The sequence below is a fragment of the Micromonospora sp. NPDC048839 genome, assembly GCF_040649915.1.
Classification (GTDB): Bacteria; Actinomycetota; Actinomycetes; order Mycobacteriales; family Micromonosporaceae; genus Micromonospora.
In genome coordinates this window covers 76,962-93,934 of record NZ_JBEZGL010000002.1, presented here as the reverse complement: position 1 = coordinate 93,934, position 16,973 = coordinate 76,962, and the positions used below count along the sequence as shown (strand labels likewise).

Annotated in this window: 11 protein-coding genes; 5 read left to right on the top strand and 6 right to left on the bottom strand. The window is 72.5% G+C overall.

Going from position 1 to position 16,973, the window contains the following annotated elements:
• Positions 1-42: 42 nt before the first annotated feature.
• From AB0C25_RS03615 to AB0C25_RS03595, 5 genes are read right to left on the bottom strand one after another with little or no spacing between them, the layout of a single operon-like run.
• A complete protein-coding gene (locus tag AB0C25_RS03615) occupies positions 43-423 on the bottom strand; it encodes a DUF742 domain-containing protein (protein WP_357369218.1) in 381 nt (126 codons plus the stop codon).
• Positions 401-850 carry a roadblock/LC7 domain-containing protein gene (locus tag AB0C25_RS03610; RefSeq protein WP_357369216.1) on the bottom strand — a complete coding sequence of 150 codons (450 nt, stop codon included), beginning with the start codon at positions 848-850 and terminating at the stop codon, positions 401-403. Before AB0C25_RS03610 ends, AB0C25_RS03615 begins: the two co-directional genes overlap by 23 nt.
• Positions 847-2,763, bottom strand: a complete 1,917-nt coding sequence (locus AB0C25_RS03605) for a nitrate- and nitrite sensing domain-containing protein (protein ID WP_357369214.1) — start codon at positions 2,761-2,763, stop codon at positions 847-849. The genes AB0C25_RS03610 and AB0C25_RS03605 overlap by 4 nt, the downstream gene beginning before the upstream one ends.
• Before the next feature lie 46 nt (positions 2,764-2,809).
• On the bottom strand, positions 2,810-5,374 hold the full coding sequence (locus AB0C25_RS03600) for a LuxR C-terminal-related transcriptional regulator (protein WP_357369212.1): 2,565 nt from the start codon (positions 5,372-5,374) through the stop codon (positions 2,810-2,812).
• A gap of 5 nt (positions 5,375-5,379) precedes the next feature.
• Positions 5,380-6,636, bottom strand: coding sequence for an Hsp70 family protein (locus tag AB0C25_RS03595; RefSeq protein WP_357369209.1), 1,257 nt, complete (start codon positions 6,634-6,636; stop codon positions 5,380-5,382).
• Between the two features lie 294 nt (positions 6,637-6,930).
• Between AB0C25_RS03595 and AB0C25_RS03590 the strand changes: the two genes are divergently transcribed.
• The 3 genes from AB0C25_RS03590 to AB0C25_RS03580 all read left to right on the top strand — a co-directional run bounded on the left by AB0C25_RS03590 (position 6,931) and on the right by AB0C25_RS03580 (position 11,238).
• On the top strand, positions 6,931-7,818 hold the full coding sequence (locus tag AB0C25_RS03590) for an IniB N-terminal domain-containing protein (RefSeq protein ID WP_357369207.1): 888 nt from the start codon (positions 6,931-6,933) through the stop codon (positions 7,816-7,818).
• A 115-nt stretch (positions 7,819-7,933) separates the two neighbouring features.
• The gene (locus AB0C25_RS03585) at positions 7,934-9,781 is read left to right on the top strand and encodes a dynamin family protein (protein ID WP_357369205.1); all 1,848 of its coding nucleotides are present in this window, start codon (positions 7,934-7,936) and stop codon (positions 9,779-9,781) included.
• The gene (locus tag AB0C25_RS03580) at positions 9,778-11,238 is read left to right on the top strand and encodes a hypothetical protein (RefSeq protein WP_357369203.1); all 1,461 of its coding nucleotides are present in this window, start codon (positions 9,778-9,780) and stop codon (positions 11,236-11,238) included. Before AB0C25_RS03585 ends, AB0C25_RS03580 begins: the two co-directional genes overlap by 4 nt.
• 141 nt (positions 11,239-11,379) lie before the next feature.
• On the opposite strand, the gene AB0C25_RS03575 is transcribed toward AB0C25_RS03580, so the two are convergent.
• Positions 11,380-12,039, bottom strand: a complete 660-nt coding sequence (locus AB0C25_RS03575) for a DUF2470 domain-containing protein (RefSeq protein ID WP_357370108.1) — start codon at positions 12,037-12,039, stop codon at positions 11,380-11,382.
• Positions 12,040-12,152: 113 nt separating this feature from the next.
• Here AB0C25_RS03575 and rpsD point away from each other — a divergent pair, with 113 nt between their 5' ends.
• Both rpsD and AB0C25_RS03565 read left to right on the top strand, forming a co-directional pair.
• Positions 12,153-12,761 (top strand): 30S ribosomal protein S4, encoded by a 609-nt coding sequence (rpsD, locus tag AB0C25_RS03570; RefSeq protein ID WP_357369201.1) that lies wholly within the window; start codon positions 12,153-12,155, stop codon positions 12,759-12,761.
• Between the two features lie 237 nt (positions 12,762-12,998).
• On the top strand, positions 12,999-16,934 hold the full coding sequence (locus AB0C25_RS03565) for a ThuA domain-containing protein (RefSeq protein ID WP_357369199.1): 3,936 nt from the start codon (positions 12,999-13,001) through the stop codon (positions 16,932-16,934).
• Positions 16,935-16,973: the final 39 nt, after the last annotated feature.

Here is a 16,973-nt window from a genome sequence, read left to right as displayed (position 1 = left end):
CCCGCCCGCGATCCGTCCGGGTCGCGGATGGCCCCTGCCCTGTCACAGGGTGCGGAGCCCGACGAGGATCGCCTGAAGCAGATCCTCGGTCGGCAGCTCCGACAGCATCGGCGGGTCGTGCGTCTCGACCAGTCCGGCCGCGACCAGGTCGCCGAGCAGCACCCGCACGGTCCCGAGCGGGAGGTCCAGCTCGGCGCCGACCTCGGCAACCGACACCGGATGGTGGCACAGCTCGACGATCCGCGCCTGTTCGGGAAAGAGCGGTGTGGGAGGCGTGGCCGCCCGCCGGGCGACGACGAGTGAGATCAGGTCGAACTGACCGCCCACGGGAGAGGTACGCCCGCCGGTCATCGTGTAGGGCCGGGCGACCGGGCCAGCGTCGTCGTCGTACCACGCCTCGTCAGAGGTGTCGGTGCTGTGCACCCTTGTCCCCGATCGTCGCCGAGGAGGCCGGCCCCAGTGTGATCGGCAGGTGCCGCTCGGCCTGCCCCACGAAGAGCGCCACCTCGTACGCCATGTCGCCGACCTTGACGTCGTCACCGGCGATCCGCACGGTGAGGATGGTCCCGTTCGGGATGGTGGCGACGAACAGGAAGGCTCGCGCCATCTGCACCACGACCTGACGCAGACCGCCCGCTTCGCAGGTCCGGGTGGCGGCCAGCCCCAACGCGGTCAGACCGGCGACGACGCCGGAGATCTGCTCGGCGAGCTTCGTCTCCACCTGCCGGGAGCCGCCGAGGAGCAACCCGTCCGGGGAGAGCACGACGGCGAACTCCGCGCCGTGCACTCGGTCGACCAGGCGGTCCAGGGCGCCGGTCAGGCCGTCATCGGTGACCACTGCGGAGGTCATGGGTGTCTCCTCGCTGTTCTGGCGACCGGCATCTCGACCGTGTCGAGGCCGGCCCTGCCGTGTTCGGGGCCGGGTGGCCCGATCTGACGGACCCGTGTCGGCAGCGCGCCGTCGCCGCTCGGGTCGGTGCCGTGGTGCGCCGGCGGGTACGGGGTGGGTGGCGGCGCGGTGGAGGGTCTGCGGCCGGTGTCGGGTGCCGGGACCAGGTGGGCCGGCAGGAGCACGACCGCCGCCGTCCCACCGCGCCGGCTGGGTTGCAGCGAGACGTGGGCGCCACATCGGTGGGCCAGCACGGCGACGGTGTACAGACCGCTGGGACCCGGTGGTGGATTCGCGGGCGGGCTGGTGAGCAGGTGGCTCGCGTCGGCCAGCGTGGCGGCGTCCAGGCCGGGTCCGTCGTCGACGACCAGGATGGCGTACCCCGGTGGCCGGTGCTCGCCGCTGACCCGGACGGTGGTCTCCGCCGGGGAGAAGGCGAGAGCGTTCTCGATCAACTCCGCCAGCAGGTGGACGACGTCGGTGACGGCCGAGCCGGCGAGCGACCACGGCCAGTGCGGCCCGATCAGGACCCGCTGGTAGTCCGGCACCTCGGCGACGGCACCGCGTACGACGTCGAGCATCGGCACCGCGCGCCGCCAGCGGCGGGCGGGCCGCGCGCCGGCGAGGGCGATCAGCTTCTCCACGTTGCGCCGGACGCGGGTGGTCAGGTGGTCGAGCTGGAACAGCTCGCTGCTCTCCTCGGCGGGCCGCTCCCGGCGCTGCATCCCGTCCAGCAGGTCGAGCTGAGCGCGCAGCAGGACCTGGTTGCGGCGGGTGACCCGCAGGAACAGCTCCCGGTCGGGACCGTCGGGCGCCGCCACCACGTCCGGTGTCGGGACCGGCGCGTCGACGACCGGACGGATCAGCTGGTCGGTCAGCCGTCGGATGGTGCTCGCCCAGCTCACCAGGAGCACGAGCACGACGATGAGGCCCAGCCCCACCACGGCGCCGGTCCGGGCGACGAGCGCGGCGGCACCCGGCGTGGCCCGTTCGACACTGCTGCGGGCGGTGCTCGTCACCAGGGTCTGCAGCGCGCCGAGGGCAGGGTCCGCGGCGGCCCGCCAGTCCGCCAGGGTGGTTCCGGTCAGCGCGTTGGCGGTGTCCGCCCGCACCAGCCTGTCCTCCAGGGCGAGCAGCCCCGCGAACTCGGGGCCGCTCGCGATCCGCCGGTGCTCTGCCGGGCCGTCGGCGGGCAGCCCGGCCGCCGCCTCGGTCCGCGCGAACCGCTGGTTGTCGACGAGTTCGGTCAGCCGGCGGCGGTCGTCCAGGCCGAGCCGTTGGGCGGTGAGGGCCGCGCTGACCAGGGTGTCCTCCCGGGCGAGCAGTTCCCGGGCGCGGGCCAGCGCGATCACCGCGCGGCTGTCGGCGGCCAACGTGCTCTCGTACGCGCCCCACTCTGGGCCGTACACCCGGAAGGCGACGTCGACGACCTGGTCGTACCCGTCGACCGCCTCGGCCTGGTCGAGTTGCCCGGCGTCCACCTGGGACCGGATCGTGCTCAGGCCGTCGAGCCGGCGGACGAGTTCGTCGGCCCGGTCGCGCACCTCGCCGGCGCTGAGGAGCCGAATGTCGCGGCCGGCGCTGAACCTGCGGAGCTCGGCGGCGGCCCGGTCGGTGACCTCGCGCGTCCCGCCCACTGGGGTCGCCGTCGGCCCGGCTCCGGCGAGCGCCTCGGCGCTGGCCCGGCGTTCGGCCTGCAGGCTCAGGATCAGGCGGTCGATGGGCTGGCCCAGGGTGTCCGCCAGGGCCCGCACCCGCACCAGGTCGAGGGCGTCCTGGCTGGTCAGGTAGGCCGCGTACGACCAGAGTGTGACCAGGACGGCGGCCAGCACGACGAGTCTCGTCCGGATCAGCCGGATCTCGCCGGGCGTCACGCCTCGCTCCGCTCGGTGCGGGGGCGTCCCCGGCGGGGGCACTCCATCAGGTCGTCCGCTGCGGCCAGGGCTGCCCGGCCGTGTCGCTGGCCCGGTCGGCGACGACGGTGCGCAGCAGAGCCAGCAACTCGGTGCGGTTGGCGCAGTTCAGCCGGTTGCGCATCCGCGCCACGTGGTGTTCCACGGTCTTCGCCGAGATGAACAGCCGGTCGCCGATCTCGCGGTAGGTCAACCCGGCCAGCACCAGCTCGGCCACCTCGTACTCACGGTCGCTGAGCCCCTGTTGGGTGGGACCGGCGACCCGCGTGGCGGTCTCGGTGGTGCTCGCCGACGCCAGCTCGCCGTGGCCGCCGGGTGGTCGCCCCTGGAGTGCCCGCGCGCACTCCAGCAGGGTGGTCATCGCCCGGCGGTCCGCGGTTCGGATGGCGGCCTGGCCGGCGAGGCGAGCACCGTCCCAGCGCAGCCCGGTGTCGTGCAGCGCCCGGGCGGCAGCCTCCACGCGGGCCGGGTCGACGACACCCCGCAGCACCTCCACCCAGCACTCCGCGGCGGCGGCGACCACAGCGGCGTACCGGCTGTGGTCGGCCGCGGCCAGCAGGGCCGCGACGTGTTCGTCGGCGACGTCCGGCGCGCCGGTGAGGATCGCGGCGTGCAGACCGCTCCAGCGCAACGGCACACTCCACAGGGGTGGATCGTCGAGCCGGCCGAGCAACGCGCGCGCCTCCCGCAGGTACGGTTCGAGTCGGGCCAGGTCACCGAGGCGCGCGCCGGCGATGGCCAGCTCACCCAGCGGCAGGAGCGTGAACAGGTCGACGGGGTGCCGGACCACCGCCTCCAGCGCCTGTCCCCAGCCACGCTTGAGTGCCCCGATGTCGCTGGTGCGGCGGCCGACGCCCATCCGGATCGCGGCGGCGAAGAGCGCGTCGCGGGACTCCAACTGCCGCCCGTCGAGCGTCACCGCGGCGAGCTGCTCGGTCGCGGCGCGTGTCTCGCCCCGGACCATCAGGATCCAGGCCTGCAACAGTCGGTGGCGGCGAGCCATCAGTGGACCACCGACACCGGCGCCCAGGGCGCGGTGCAGCACCTGCTCGGCGATCTCCAACTCACCGCAGTGCACGGCGGTCAGCGCGGCGAGCGCCGCCGGGCTGTCCGGGAGGAGGGCCGCCCGCCCGTCCGGTTCCAGCAGCGCGGCGGCCTGCACGAGCGCGGAGAGCGCGGCGGTCGGCGGGCCGCCCACGGTCTCGCGTACCCCGTCGGCCATCAGCCGGGCGGCGCTGGCGTGCAGGGTCGGCGGTTCGTCCAGCGGGTCACCCGCCGGTGACGCGGCGGCGGCGTCCAGGTCTCCGCTGGCGAGCCCGCCGACGACGGCGAAGGCCAGCGCCGAGGCGGTGCCCGACCACCGGTACAGCTCCACGCTGCGGCCGACGTGGCCACGGTGCGCGAGGGCGGTCGCCGCCACCACGGCCGCCTCGGACCGGTCGGGCGGTGCGGCGGTGGCCAGCAGTCGGTCCGCCAACCGCAGGGCGTCGTCGAGGTTGCCGGCGAGCGCGGCGGCGAGCGCCTGCTGTGCGCTGGCCGGTTGTCCGGCCGCGGTGGCGGCGGCGAACAGTTCGGCGGCGAACGCCGGCTCGTCGGCCAGGGCCTCACCCGCCGCGGCGGCCAGGGTCGAGGCCGGGCAGTCGCCGAGCGCGCCGACCGCGAGCAGGGAACGGACCAGTGGCAGCACCGCGCCGCCCCGGGCGAGCTGCACCTCGGTGAGCCGGCGCCAGACCGCGGTCCGGTCGGTGGTGGGGCTGAGCGTCGTGACCGCCCGCCGGACGATCGGCGCGAGCCGGCCGTCGGCGCCGAGCAGCCCGGCCGCCCGCGTGGTGGCGATCAGTTCGTCCACTGTCGCGGGGTCCACGCCCAGGAGCGCGGCGAGCATGTTCGCCGGCAGCGACCCGCCGGCCGCGACGGCGAGCAGCAGCCGTCGTACGGCGGCGGGCTGTACGTCCAGGTCCGGCCCGAACTCCGCGACGGCGGACCGGGGTGGGTTGACCACCGCGCCGGTCCGGGTCTCCGCGCCGGCCAGGCCGCGGGCCAGCCGTTCGACGTCCCGGGGTACGCCGGAGGTCTGCGTGTGGACGAAGTCGACCAGGTCGTCGCGGCGGCCCAGTTCCGGCGTGGCGGTGAGGTAGCTGGCGGTCTGCTCCCGGGTGAACGGGGTGAGGAGCACGGCCTGCCCGTCCCGCCGTAGGGAGTCGACAAGCTCGCTGAGCGCCGCCGACCGGGGCCACGGGCGATGGGCGACCACCAGGCGGTGCCGGCGGGTGCCGAGCAGGTGCAGGAGCACCTCGATCCGTGCGTCGTCGAGCAGGTGCGCGTCGTCGACGAGCACCAGCGTGCCGGGGTCGACCGGCTCGTCGGGCTCCGGGGTGGCCGTACGTACGGTGATCCCGGCCCGCTGGTGGACCCGCGCCAGCTCGGCGAGGAGCGCGGTCTTGCCGTGCCCGCCGGGGCCGGCGATGCCGACGGCCAGTGGACCGGTCGGGTCCTGGGCGACGGTGTCCAGCAGGGCCTGTGGCCCCCGGTCCAGCGTCAGCCCTGGCACGGCGATGTCATTCATGATCATTGGGGTCATCCTTCGCGTCCCCGGCTGCGGGCCAGCGCCAGGCGGGACGGTTTCGGCAGGTCCAGTGGGAGGACCCGGACCGGGGGCCGCGGTGGCGGATCGCCCGGAACGGTGTCGTGGTGCGGGCGGCGCGGCGCGGGGACGGTGGCCCGCCCGGTGCCGCGCCCGGAGTCGCGGGCCGGTGCCGGCTGGCGGGGGCGCGGTGACACCACCTGGGCGGCGGCCAGCGCCGCCCCGGCGGCGGCGGTCAGTTGCGAGTCCGGTTCGACCTCTACGGGCACCGGGAGGGCCGCGCTGATCAGCTCGATGACGAGCGGCACGCGGGTCGAGCCGCCCGCCAGCAGGACGCCGTCGAGCTGCGCCGACGTCAGGTCGGCGCTGCGCACGGCCCGCAGCAGCAGGTCGACGGTGGTCTGCACCATCGGGCGGATCATGTGCTCGAACTGCGCCCGGGTCACCGGTATCCGTGCCGGGCCGCTCGGCAGGGTCACCACCACGTCGGCCGTCAGGTCGACGGTCAGCGCCCGCTTGGCCCGGTCACACTCCGCGCGCAGCCCGCGCAGTGCGGTCTGGGTGCCGCGGCGTGCGGTGCTGGCCAGTTCCCGGGCCAGCATCGTACGGGTGTGTCCGGCCAGCGCCTCGTCGAAGTCGACGCCGCCAACCGAGTCGAGCCCCTGGGGCGTGCCGAACGTCTCGTAGGTGCCGCGCGTGGTGCGACGCACCAGCGCGGCCTCGAAGCTGTTGCCCCCCAGGGCGTAGACGGCGGCGGTGGTGCCCGCGAACCCACGGGCCGCGTGGCTCTCGGCCACCGTGACCGTGCGCGGCAGCAACGTCACGTGCCGCAGGCCGAAGTGCGACAGTGCCCGGTGCAGCACCTCCCGCCGGTACGGACGCCACCCGGCCGGGTGGCTGAGCACGACCGCCTCGGCCGGGCCGCCCTCCAGGGCGTGCACCCGCTCGACCACCCAGGCCGCGAGTTCCGCGGTCAACGTCTGCGGTGTGCACGCCTCGCCGCCCAGCAGCAGGGGCACGTCATCACCGATGCGGTGGACGAAGTCGCGGGTGGTGCGGCTGCCGTCGTCGGTCTCGGGCTCGCCGACGTGCAGCGAGCCGTCCTCGGCCAGGCACAGCACCGTCGGTACGAGAGGGGAGCCGACGTGCAGCGCGACGGGCTCGGGACGCGTCCAGGACGCACCGGTGCGCCGTGCGACCGCGGCGGCCGTGTTGGTGCTCCCGATGTCTATCCCCAGGACGTACGGCATCGTCTCTTCTCCCCCCGTGAGTTGGCCGGCCGGTGGCGATGGTGTCGGTGCTGCCGACGACCCACCCCCGGCGAACCCCGCGGGCTCCTACGTTCGTACCAGAGATCAGCCCCTGGTCGGGACCCTAATCTCGCCGGGACGGTTTCCCCCTGTCCCCCTAACGTACGAGGTCGCGGAGCCCCTAGTTCAACCGGGCCGGATGCGGGTTGAGCCCCGATGCCCGGGACCGGGCCCCGGCAATAGCGTCACTGTCGACGTACGACACCCGCCGCCACTTCCGAGGAGACCCGGCACATGGACTCGCACCAGACCCTCCACGACTTCGTGCTCGACCTGCTGACGAACCCCGACGCACGGTCGGCATTCGACCTCGACCCCGAGGGCGCGCTGCGGGGCGCGGGGCTCACCGACATCACCGCGGCGGATGTGCAGGATGTCGTCCCGCTGGTCGTCGACTACGCGCCGGGTGCGGGTCTCACGCCGTTGGCCTCGCCGGTCGGGCAGCTCGGGCTGGACCCACTGGTCACCGACAGCACCGATGTGGTGGGTCAGTTGCAGAGTGTGGCGCAGCAGATCAGCGTCACGAGTTCGCCCACCGGCGTGGACGTCAAGGCCGGCGTGCTCGGTGCCATCGCGGTCGACTCGTCGACGGCCGCCGCCGGGGTGACCGTGCTGCCGGGGATCGGCCTGGGCGTCGGCCCGTCCGGCCTCGACGCCGACTTCGCCGGTGCCTCCGACGTGGCGTACACCCTCGACGCCGACGTGGTGCAGCCGGTGGACGCGATCGCGGACCCGGTGCTGGGTGACGTCACCGGCACCGTCGGCGACGCGAGCGGTCTGCTCGACGGCACCGACCCGAATCTGATCGGCGGCGACCTGACCGGTGGCGTCCTCTCCGGCGCCCACGGCCAGGTCGGTGGGGTCGTCAGCTCCCTGGGTGTCGACGACACCCTCGGTGGGCTGGGCCTCGGGCACGGCGACGGTGTCGTCGGCGGCTTGGTCCCGCCGCTCGACGTGCCGTCGGCGGTGGGCGGCGTGACGCACCAGGTGGACAGCCTCCTCCCCGGTGTCACCGACACGGTCGGTGACGTGACCGGCGGGGTCACCGATGGTGTGCTCGGCGGCGACTCACACGCCTCGTCCGATCACGGGCTGCTGGGTATCACCGGCGGCCTGCTCTGACCCGGATCTCCGGGCGGAGCGGAGGGTCGGATCGTCTCGGGCGGTCCGGCCCTCTCCGCTTCGATGTCCGCTGCCTCTTGCTAATTGAGCTGAAATCAGCACACTTGGTGCGGTGATGGCCGGGATCTGGTTGGACGTGCTGGACGACATCGCCCGTACGTGCAGTGCACACGGTCGTGGTGACCTGCTCCAGACGGTCCGGCAGAAGCGTGCCCAACTGCTGGATCCGACGCTGCGCGTCCTGGTCATCGGTGAGCCGAACCAGGGCAAGAGTCAGCTCATCAACGCGATCATCAACGCGCCGGCCTGTCCGGTCGGCGACGGCCGCACGACGGTCCTACCGACAGTGGTGCAACATGCCGAGGCCCCGACCGTCGCGGTCGCCCAGGCGCCGGCACCCGCCCGGGGCGGCGCCGCCGTCGCGGCGGCCGTCGAGCGGACCCCGGTGGCACTGAACCAGGTCGCGGAGAGCGTGGCCGGCCTGATCGGACGCCGGCCGGGTGGCGGCCCGGCGTACGTCGAGATCGGAGTGCCCCGCGCCCTGCTCGGCGCCGGGTTGGTGCTCGTGGACACTCCCGGCGCCGACGAGGTCTCCGGTATCGGCGGCGCGACCTCGGTCGCCGCACCCGCCCGTGCGGACACCGTGCTGCTGGTCTCCGACTCCACCCGGGACCTGTCGGTCGCCGAGCTGAACATGCTGCTGCACGTCATGCGTGCACATCCCAACGTGGTCGTGGTGCAGAGCAAGACCGATCTGGTGGCGGACTGGCGCGCGGTGGCCGAACGCAACCGGCAGCACCTGGCCGAGGCGGGCATCCCGGCGACGCTGATCCCGGTCTCGGCGACATTGCGACTGCGCGCCGCCGGGGCCGACGACCGGGGTCTCAACGCCGAGTCCGGCTTTCCCGTGCTGATCGCCAGACTGCAGCGGGACCTGGCCGGCAAGGCCGACCGACTGGCCCGATCGTCGGTGCAGAAGGTGGCCCGGACGGTGGTGGAGCAGTTGGCCGCACCGCTGCGCGCCGAGTTGGCGACCCAGGAGGCAGAGGAGCAATCCGGGCCGATCTCCCGCCTGCATGCGGCGCAGCGTGAGGTCGACGAGCTGCGCCGGTGCTCCACCCGCTGGCAGAACACCCTCAGCGACGAGATCGCCGACCTGCTGTCCGACATCGAGTACGACCTGCGCGACCGGACCCGGGAGATCCTGCGTACGGTCGACGAGGCGTTCGACACGGCCGATCCGCTGGTCGCCTGGGACACCTTCCAGGACTGGCTGGAGCGGAGCCTGGTGGAGGCGGCGGAGGCGAACCACGAGTGGCTGATCCAGCGCTGTGACTGGATCGCCCGGCGGGTGGCCGCCAACTTCGACAGGTACGGCTACGACGTGCTGCCGCCCTGGTCGATGACCATGCCGGAGGACATCGGGCAGCGGCTGCCCGAGTTGCAGATGCCGACGATCGACCGGTTCACCCCGAGCCAGAAGCTGTTCACCGGCATGAAGGGCTCGTACGGCGGCATGCTGATGTTTGGTCTGGCGACCACCCTGGCCGGCATGCCGATGATCAACCCGGTCTCGGTCGGCATCGGGGCGCTGTTCGGTGGCAAGAGCATCCGCGACGAGAGCAAGCAGTTGCTCCGTCGCCGTCAGGCGACGGTCAAGACGGCTATCCAGCGACACGTCGACGACTTCTTCGTCCGGATGATCCGCGACTGCCGGGACACCGCCCGGCAGGTGCAGCGGATGCTGCGGGACCACTTCACCGGGCTGACCGAGGAGCTTCAGGAGGCGATCGTCCAGTCGTTCCGCAGCGCCAAGCAGGAGGCCGACACGGATGCGTCGCTGCGCGAACAGCGACAGCGCGAGATTCGGCTGAAGATGACCCGGTTGGCCGCGCTCTACGAACAGGCTCAGCAGTTGACCGGCACCCGGGCCGCCCCGCTGCTGTTGGAGCCGCAGGCATGACCGTGGGTCTGCGCCTGGAAGAGGCGGCCTGGGGGTTGTTGCACCAGGCCATCGACCTCTACCGGGACCATCCGCGGGCCGTCGGGCAGCTGCGGCACCAGGTCGCCCGGTTGGAGCAACCGCTGCGGATCGCGGTCGCCGGCCCCTGGCGTTCCGGCAAGTCGACGGTGCTCAACGCCCTGATGGGGGAGGAGGTCGCGCCCGTCGAGCGGGCGGACGGGGCGTTCACCTGGTACGAGGATGGCGCCGAGCCGCACGCGACCGCGTATCCGGCCGGTCAGCCTCCGCAGGAGTTGACGGTGGTCAAGTCGGCGACCGGACTGCGGGTGGATCTCGGCTGGGGCGCGGGCGACGTGCGCGACATCGTGGTGCGGTGGCCGACGCGGGCGCTGCGGCAGGTCACGCTCATCGACACACCCGCGGTCACCAGCACCGTCGAGCAGGATCGGGCGCCCGTGTGGGAGCGGGTGCTACGGGACTCGGACGCGGTGTTGTATCTGACCCGCGACGCTCGCGACAGTGATCTGCGGGTGCTGGAGTCCGGCCGGGACAGCGTGGTGGGGCAGGTCGCGCCGGTCAACGTCATCATGGTGTTGTCCCGCGCGGACGAGATCGGCGGAGGTCGGATCGACGGCCTGCTCACCGCCCGGCAGCTCGCTCGTCGGCACCACCGCGATCCGCGGGTGAGCGCGCTCAGCGTGAACGTGGTGGCGTGCAGTGGGATGCTCGGCCTGGCGGGCCGGATGCTCGGCGAGTCGGACTTCGCCGCGCTCGCCGCCATCGCCCAGGTGCCTCGGGTCGAGCTGGACGCCCATCTGATCTCCGCCGATCGGTTCCTCCACGGCGAGCTGCCGGTACGGCTGGAAACCGCGGCGCGGGCCGCGTTGCTGGACCGGTTCGGGCTCTTCGGCGTCCGGCTCGCGACCACCCTGGTGCGCAGTGGGTTCGACAGCCGGGTGAAACTCTCGGCGGAGCTCATTCGGCGCAGTGGCCTCACCGAGCTGCGTGAGTCGGTGACCCGCTGTTTCATCGACCGCGGCGACGCCCTCAAGGCCCGGTCCGCGCTGGCCGCGGTCGAGACGCTGCTGCGGGCCGAGCCGACCCCGGGTTCTGCGGAGTTGGCCGGCGCGGTCGAACGGATCCTCGCCGGCGCGCACGAGTTCCGGGAGCTACGCCTGCTGGTGGCGCTGCGCAACGCCCGGCTCGGTTTCGACGCGGAGTTGGCCGCCGAGGCGCAACGGCTCGTCGGGGGCGACGGGGTGGGCCTCGCGGCCCGACTGGGGGTCGAGCACGAGGCGACCGTGCAGCGGCTCTGGGAGGTTGCCACCGATGCGCAGTGGCGGTGGCGGGACCGGGCGGAGGACCCCCTGCTCCCGTTGGCGCAGCGGCGCGGCGCCCAGGTTGTCGTCCGTAGCTGCGAGGGGATGATCGCCGAGTTGGTGGCGGGCGGTCGCTGACGGGCGGTGGGGGCGCCCCGCACGGCCCCGCCCCCACCGATGTCCGCGCCGGGCTGGTGATGGCGAACGCGGCCCCTATCAGCCGCCCCTTCAGGTTATTTGCGAAGACCAGCCTGCCTACCGCCGGCGAGGCGGCGATCGTCAGCGGGCGTGTCGGGCTCGGCAGACGCCCGAGTGCCGAAGCAGTGCCTCGATCTGCGCGCCGAGTTCGTCCGGATGCCGCAGTGGCGTCCGGAAGGTCAACCGGACGTCCCGGTCACCCCTGCTCAGCTCCAACCGGAGTACGACACCGTGGCGGTCCAGGCGTACCGGCCGGACCTGGCGAACACCCTGAAGGTGGCGGGCGGGTATCAGCCGGCTCAGCCCTTCGACGGTGCGTGGGTGGTGGTGGTCGAGGTGGCACAACAGATCGGCCTCGACGGCGGCCAGCGGATCGGGTTGGGCGGCCGCGAACTCGTCCGCGTCGACGCACGCCGTGCGACCGTCGACTGTCAGTTCGGCGGTGGCGAGGTCGAGGACCGTCAGCAGCTCCTGATCGATCCCGGTCGTGGCGGTCTCGGTCACCAACCAACCCGTGAGTGTGGCGCGCCCGCGCACCCGGTCGCGTACCGGAGTGGGCGCCAGGTCGGTCACCTCGACCATCGCGACGGTCTCCCGCTGGTGTGCGAGGTGTTCGGCCAGGTCGCAACCGGCCGGTAGGTCGATCCGCAGCCGACCGTCGCTCGTCACGACGTGTCGTCCGACGACGTACGCCTCGACGCCCGGGATGTGCAGGGTGAGGGAGTCGGCGGCGACGAGCATCGATCGGATTCGGACACCCGCGTCGTCCGTGGAGTCCGTCGTCCTGGTCGAGGGCTTGCTCAAGGCGATCATCTCCTAATAAGGTTAGCCTTACCTTACTTGAGAGGTGAAGGATGAATCAGACCCGTCCCAAGGTCAAGCGTTCCCGTGCCCTCGGCATCGCGCTGACCCCGAAGTGCGTGCGCTACTTCGAACGCCGCCCGTTCCCGCCGGGGCAGCACGGCCGGGCCCGACGCACCACCAGCGACTACAAGGTTCGGCTGCTGGAGAAGCAGCGGCTCAAGGCGCAGTACGACCTGCACGAGGGGCAGCTCCGGCGCGCGTTCGACCGGGCCGTGCGTCGGCCCGGCAAGACCGGTGAGGAACTGATCGTCGAGCTGGAGAGTCGGCTGGACGCGCTGGTGCTGCGAGCCGGCTTCGCCCGCACCATCTACCAGGCCCGCCAGGTCGTCACCCATCAGCACGTCACGGTGAACGGCCGCCGCCTGGACCGCCCGTCCGCGCGGCTGCAACCCGGTGACGTCATCGAGGTGACGGAGCGCAGTCGGGGCAAGGCGCCGTTCGTCGTCGCGGCGGCCGGGGCGCACGCCCCGGAACGTCTCGCCCCCTACCTCGAGGTCAGCCTGCCCGGCCTGACCGCTCGGCTGACCCGGCTCCCGCTTCGTTCGGAGGTCCCGGTGGTCTGCGACGAGCAACTCGTCGTCGAGTACTACTCGCGCTGACGTCGGGCGATGGCCGTCGGGTGGGGTCCCGAGCGCGGCGGGGCCCCACGCGGGTCGGAAAACGGTTATCTGATCTTGCTTCGGAGAGTCGCGCCTGACCTGCGGAGATAACGCTCTCACGGATAGTGGAAGAGACTTGACGCGGCCGTGATCCGGACGCAACGATGCATTCACATTCCTCGTTTCACTGCCAGGCGTGATCGGCGCACGCCGTCCTCGTACCACGAAAGGACAATCGTGCGCAGATCCCTGAGATCGTGGCTCGGCGTCGCCCTGAGCGCGATCCTCGTGGCCGGCGGCATCGTCGCCGCGCCACCCACGGCCAGCGCCGCACCGTTCACCGTGCTGGTCTTCAGCAAGACCGCCGGATTCCGGCACGGATCCATCACCCCGGGCATCACCGCCATCCAGCAACTCGGCGCCGCCAACGGCTTCACCGTCGAGGCCACCGAGGACGCCGCCCAGTTCACCGACGCCAATCTGGACCGGTTCGCCGCGGTGATCTGGCTGTCCACCACCGGCGACGTGCTCAACGCCGCCCAGCAGGCCGCGTTCGAGCGCTACATCACCGGCGGCGGCGGGTACGTGGGCGTGCACGCCGCCTCCGACACCGAGTACGACTGGCCCTGGTACGGCGGCCTGGTCGGGGCGTACTTCGCCTCGCACCCGGCCGAGCAGAACGTCACCGTCAAGGTTGCCGACCAGGTACACCCGTCCACCGCGACCCTGCCGCAGCGGTGGAACCGGTTCGACGAGCTGTACAACTACCGCACCAACCCGCGGGGCACCGCGCACGTGCTGGCCACCCTGGACGAGAGCACCTACACCGGCGGGAGCATGGGCGCCGACCACCCGATCTCCTGGTGCCAGAACTACTCCGGCGGCCGAGCCTGGTACACGGGCCTGGGCCACACCGACGCGTCGTACGCCGAGGCGAGCTTCCGTCAGCACCTGCTCGGCGGCATCCAGATGGCCGCCGGCGCGGTCGACGCGGACTGCGGCCCCACCGTCACCAGCAGCTTCCAACAGGTGGAGCTGGCCAAGGGCGCGGCCGAGACCGGCGAGCCGATGAGCCTCACCGTCCTGCCGGACCGGGGCGTGCTGCACACCTCCCGCAACGGCGTGATCCGGCACACCGATGCCGCCGGCAACACCAGGATCGCTGCCACCCTGCCGGTCTACACGGGTGACGAGGAGGGCCTGCAGGGCATCAAGGCCGACCCGAACTTCGCCACCAACCGCTGGGTGTACGCCTACTACGCCCCACCGCTGAACACTCCCGGCGGCGGCCCCCCGGCCACCGGCACCCCGGCGGACTTCGCCCCCTGGGACGGCGTCAACCGGCTGGCCCGGTTCACCGTGAACGCGGACAACACCATCAACCTGGCCAGCGAGACGTTGATCCTGAACGTGCCCACCAGTCGGGGCATGTGCTGCCACGTCGGCGGTGACATGGACTTCGACGCGGCCGGCAACCTCTACCTGTCCACCGGCGACGACACCAACCCGTTCGACTCGGCCGGGTTCACCCCGATCGACGAGCGGGCCGGGCGCAACCCCGCCTCCGACGCGCAGCGCACCTCGGCGAACAGCAACGACCTGCGCGGCAAGGTGCTCCGGATCAAGCCGAGCGCGGCCGGCGGGTACACCATCCCGGCCGGCAACATGTTCGCCCCGGGCACCGCGCGGACCCGCCCGGAGGTCTACGCGATGGGCTTCCGCAACCCGTTCCGGATGAGCGTGGACAAGGCCACCGGCATCGTCTACCTCGGCGACTACGGTCCGGACGCGGGCACCGCCGACCCGAACCGGGGACCGGCGGGCAACGTGGAGTTCGCCCGTATCGACCGGCCCGGCTTCTACGGCTGGCCGTACTGCACCGCCCGCAACGACGCCTACAACGACTACACCTTCCCGTCCGGCCCGTCCGGGGCGAAGTTCAACTGCGCCGGTGGGCCGGTGAACAACTCGCCGAACAACACGGGCATCACCCAACTGCCGCCGGCCATTCCGGCCTGGTTGCCGTACGGCGGCTCCGGCTCGCCGCCGGAGTTCACCGGCGGCGGCCTGTCGCCGATGGGCGGCCCGGTCTACCGGTACGACCCGAACAACACCTCACCGGTGGCGTTCCCCGAGTACTACGACGGGACCTACTTCGCCGGTGAGTTCGGTCGTCGCTGGATCAAGAACATCAAGCTCGACGCGTCCGGTCAACCACTGAAGATCAACCCGTTCCCGTGGACCGGCACGCAGGTCATGGATATGGAGTTCGGCCCGGACGGCGCGCTCTACGTGCTCGACTACGGCACCGGCTGGTTCAACGGCGACGCCAACTCGGCGCTCTACCGCATCGAGTACGCCCGCGAGGGCAGAGCGCCGGTCGCCAAGGTGTCGGCCACCCCGACCAGCGGCAGCGCGCCGCTGACCGTCGCCTTCTCCTCGGCCGGCACCCTCGACCCGGACGGGGACCCGTTCACCTACGCCTGGGACTTCGACAACAACGGCACCACCGACTCGACGGCCGCCAACCCGAGCTTCACGTACACCACGAACGGGACCCGCAGCCCGACGCTGACGGTCCGGGACACCACCGGCAAGACGGCCACCGCGAGCGTGGTCGTCACGGTCGGCAACAGCGCCCCGGTGGTCACCGTGAACACCCCGCTGAACGGGCGGACGTTCTCCTTCGGCGACGCCGTGCCGTTCAGCGTCACGGTCACCGACGCCCAGGACGGTGCGATCAACTGCGCGCGGGTCAAGGTGAACTACGTCCTCGGCCACGACTCGCACGGCCACCAGCTCGGCAGCGCGCAGGGCTGCACCGGGGTCATCCAGACCACCGCCGACGGTGAGCACGACACCGCGGCGAACATCTTCGGCATCATCGACGCCGAGTACACCGACCTGGGCGGGGGCGGCCAACCGGCGCTGACCACGCACACCCAGGCCGTCCTGCAACCCCGGGTACGGCAGGCCGAGCACTTCGGTGACTCGTCCGGCGTCCAGATCGTCTCCGGGGCGGCCGGGCACGGTGGAGCGGCGGTCGGCTACATCGACAACAACGACTGGATCTCGTTCCGTCCGTACAACCTGAGCGGCGTGCAGTCGTTCAGCGCCCGGGTCGGCGCCCCGGCCGGCGGCGGTGGCACCCTCGAACTGCGGGTCGACTCGCCCACCGGTCCGTTGGTCGGCTCGGCCGCCGTGGTCCCCACCGGCGGGTACGCCACCTTCGCCACGGTCACCGGCGGGGTCACCGCCCCGACCGGCACCCGGACCCTGTTCCTGGTCTTCAAGGGCACCGGCCCGTACTTCGACATCGACGAGTTCACCCTCTCCACCAGCCCCGGTGGACCAGGCCCCGACCCGGACCCGGACCCCGAGCCGGGTGCCAACCTGGCCCGGGGCAAGCCGGCGCGGGCGTCCAGCTTCGAGGGGGCGTTCACCGCGGCCAACGCGTTCGACGGCGCGGCCGGCACCCGCTGGAGCAGCGCGTTCAGTGACCCACAGTGGATCGACGTGGACCTGGGAGCCTCGTCCGCCATCAACCGGGTCAAGCTGACCTGGGAGGCGGCGTACGGCAGCGGGTACCAGATCCAGACCTCACCGGACGGGGTCACCTTCACCACGATCCGCACGGTGACCGGCGGCGACGGCGGCGTGGACGACCTGACCGGGCTCACCGGCTCCGGCCGGTACGTCCGGCTGCTCGGCACCACCCGGGGCACCGCCTGGGGCTACTCGCTGTTCGAGTTCGAGGTGTACGGCGGCACCGGCACCCCGACCGGCGGGAACCTGCTGCTGAACAAGCCCACGTCGACGTCCAGCAACGAGGGGGCCGACGTGTCCGGCGCCCAGGCGGTCGACGGCAGCCTCACCACCCGCTGGTCGAGCACGTTCTCCGATCCGCAGTGGATCCGCGTCGACCTCGGCAGTCCCACCGCGATCGGCCGGGTCAAGCTGAGCTGGGAGGCGGCGTACAGCAGCGCGTACCAGATCCAGACCTCGAACGACGGCACCACGTGGACCACCGCGAAGACGGTGACCGGTGCCGACGGCGGCGTGGACGAGCACACCGGGCTCGGTGCCAACGGCCGCTACCTGCGGATCCACGGCACCGCCCGGGGGACCGGATACGGCCATTCGCTCTGGGAGGTGGAGGCGTACACCAGCTGAACCACCACCGCTGACGGGGCCGGCACGGTGTTCCGTGCC

Bases quoted from the DNA above. Each gene is read 5' to 3' on its own strand.
- AB0C25_RS03585 (WP_357369205.1), top strand. From the start codon at position 7,934: ATGGCCGGGATCTGGTTGGACGTGCTGGACGACATCGCCCGTACGTGC.
- AB0C25_RS03580 (WP_357369203.1), top strand. From the start codon at position 9,778: ATGACCGTGGGTCTGCGCCTGGAAGAGGCGGCCTGGGGGTTGTTGCAC.
- AB0C25_RS03610 (WP_357369216.1), bottom strand. From the start codon at position 850: ATGACCTCCGCAGTGGTCACCGATGACGGCCTGACCGGCGCCCTGGAC.
- AB0C25_RS03590 (WP_357369207.1), top strand. From the start codon at position 6,931: ATGGACTCGCACCAGACCCTCCACGACTTCGTGCTCGACCTGCTGACG.
- AB0C25_RS03575 (WP_357370108.1), bottom strand. From the start codon at position 12,039: ATGCTCGTCGCCGCCGACTCCCTCACCCTGCACATCCCGGGCGTCGAG.
- AB0C25_RS03600 (WP_357369212.1), bottom strand. From the start codon at position 5,374: ATGATCATGAATGACATCGCCGTGCCAGGGCTGACGCTGGACCGGGGG.
- rpsD (WP_357369201.1), top strand. From the start codon at position 12,153: ATGAATCAGACCCGTCCCAAGGTCAAGCGTTCCCGTGCCCTCGGCATC.
- AB0C25_RS03595 (WP_357369209.1), bottom strand. From the start codon at position 6,636: ATGCCGTACGTCCTGGGGATAGACATCGGGAGCACCAACACGGCCGCC.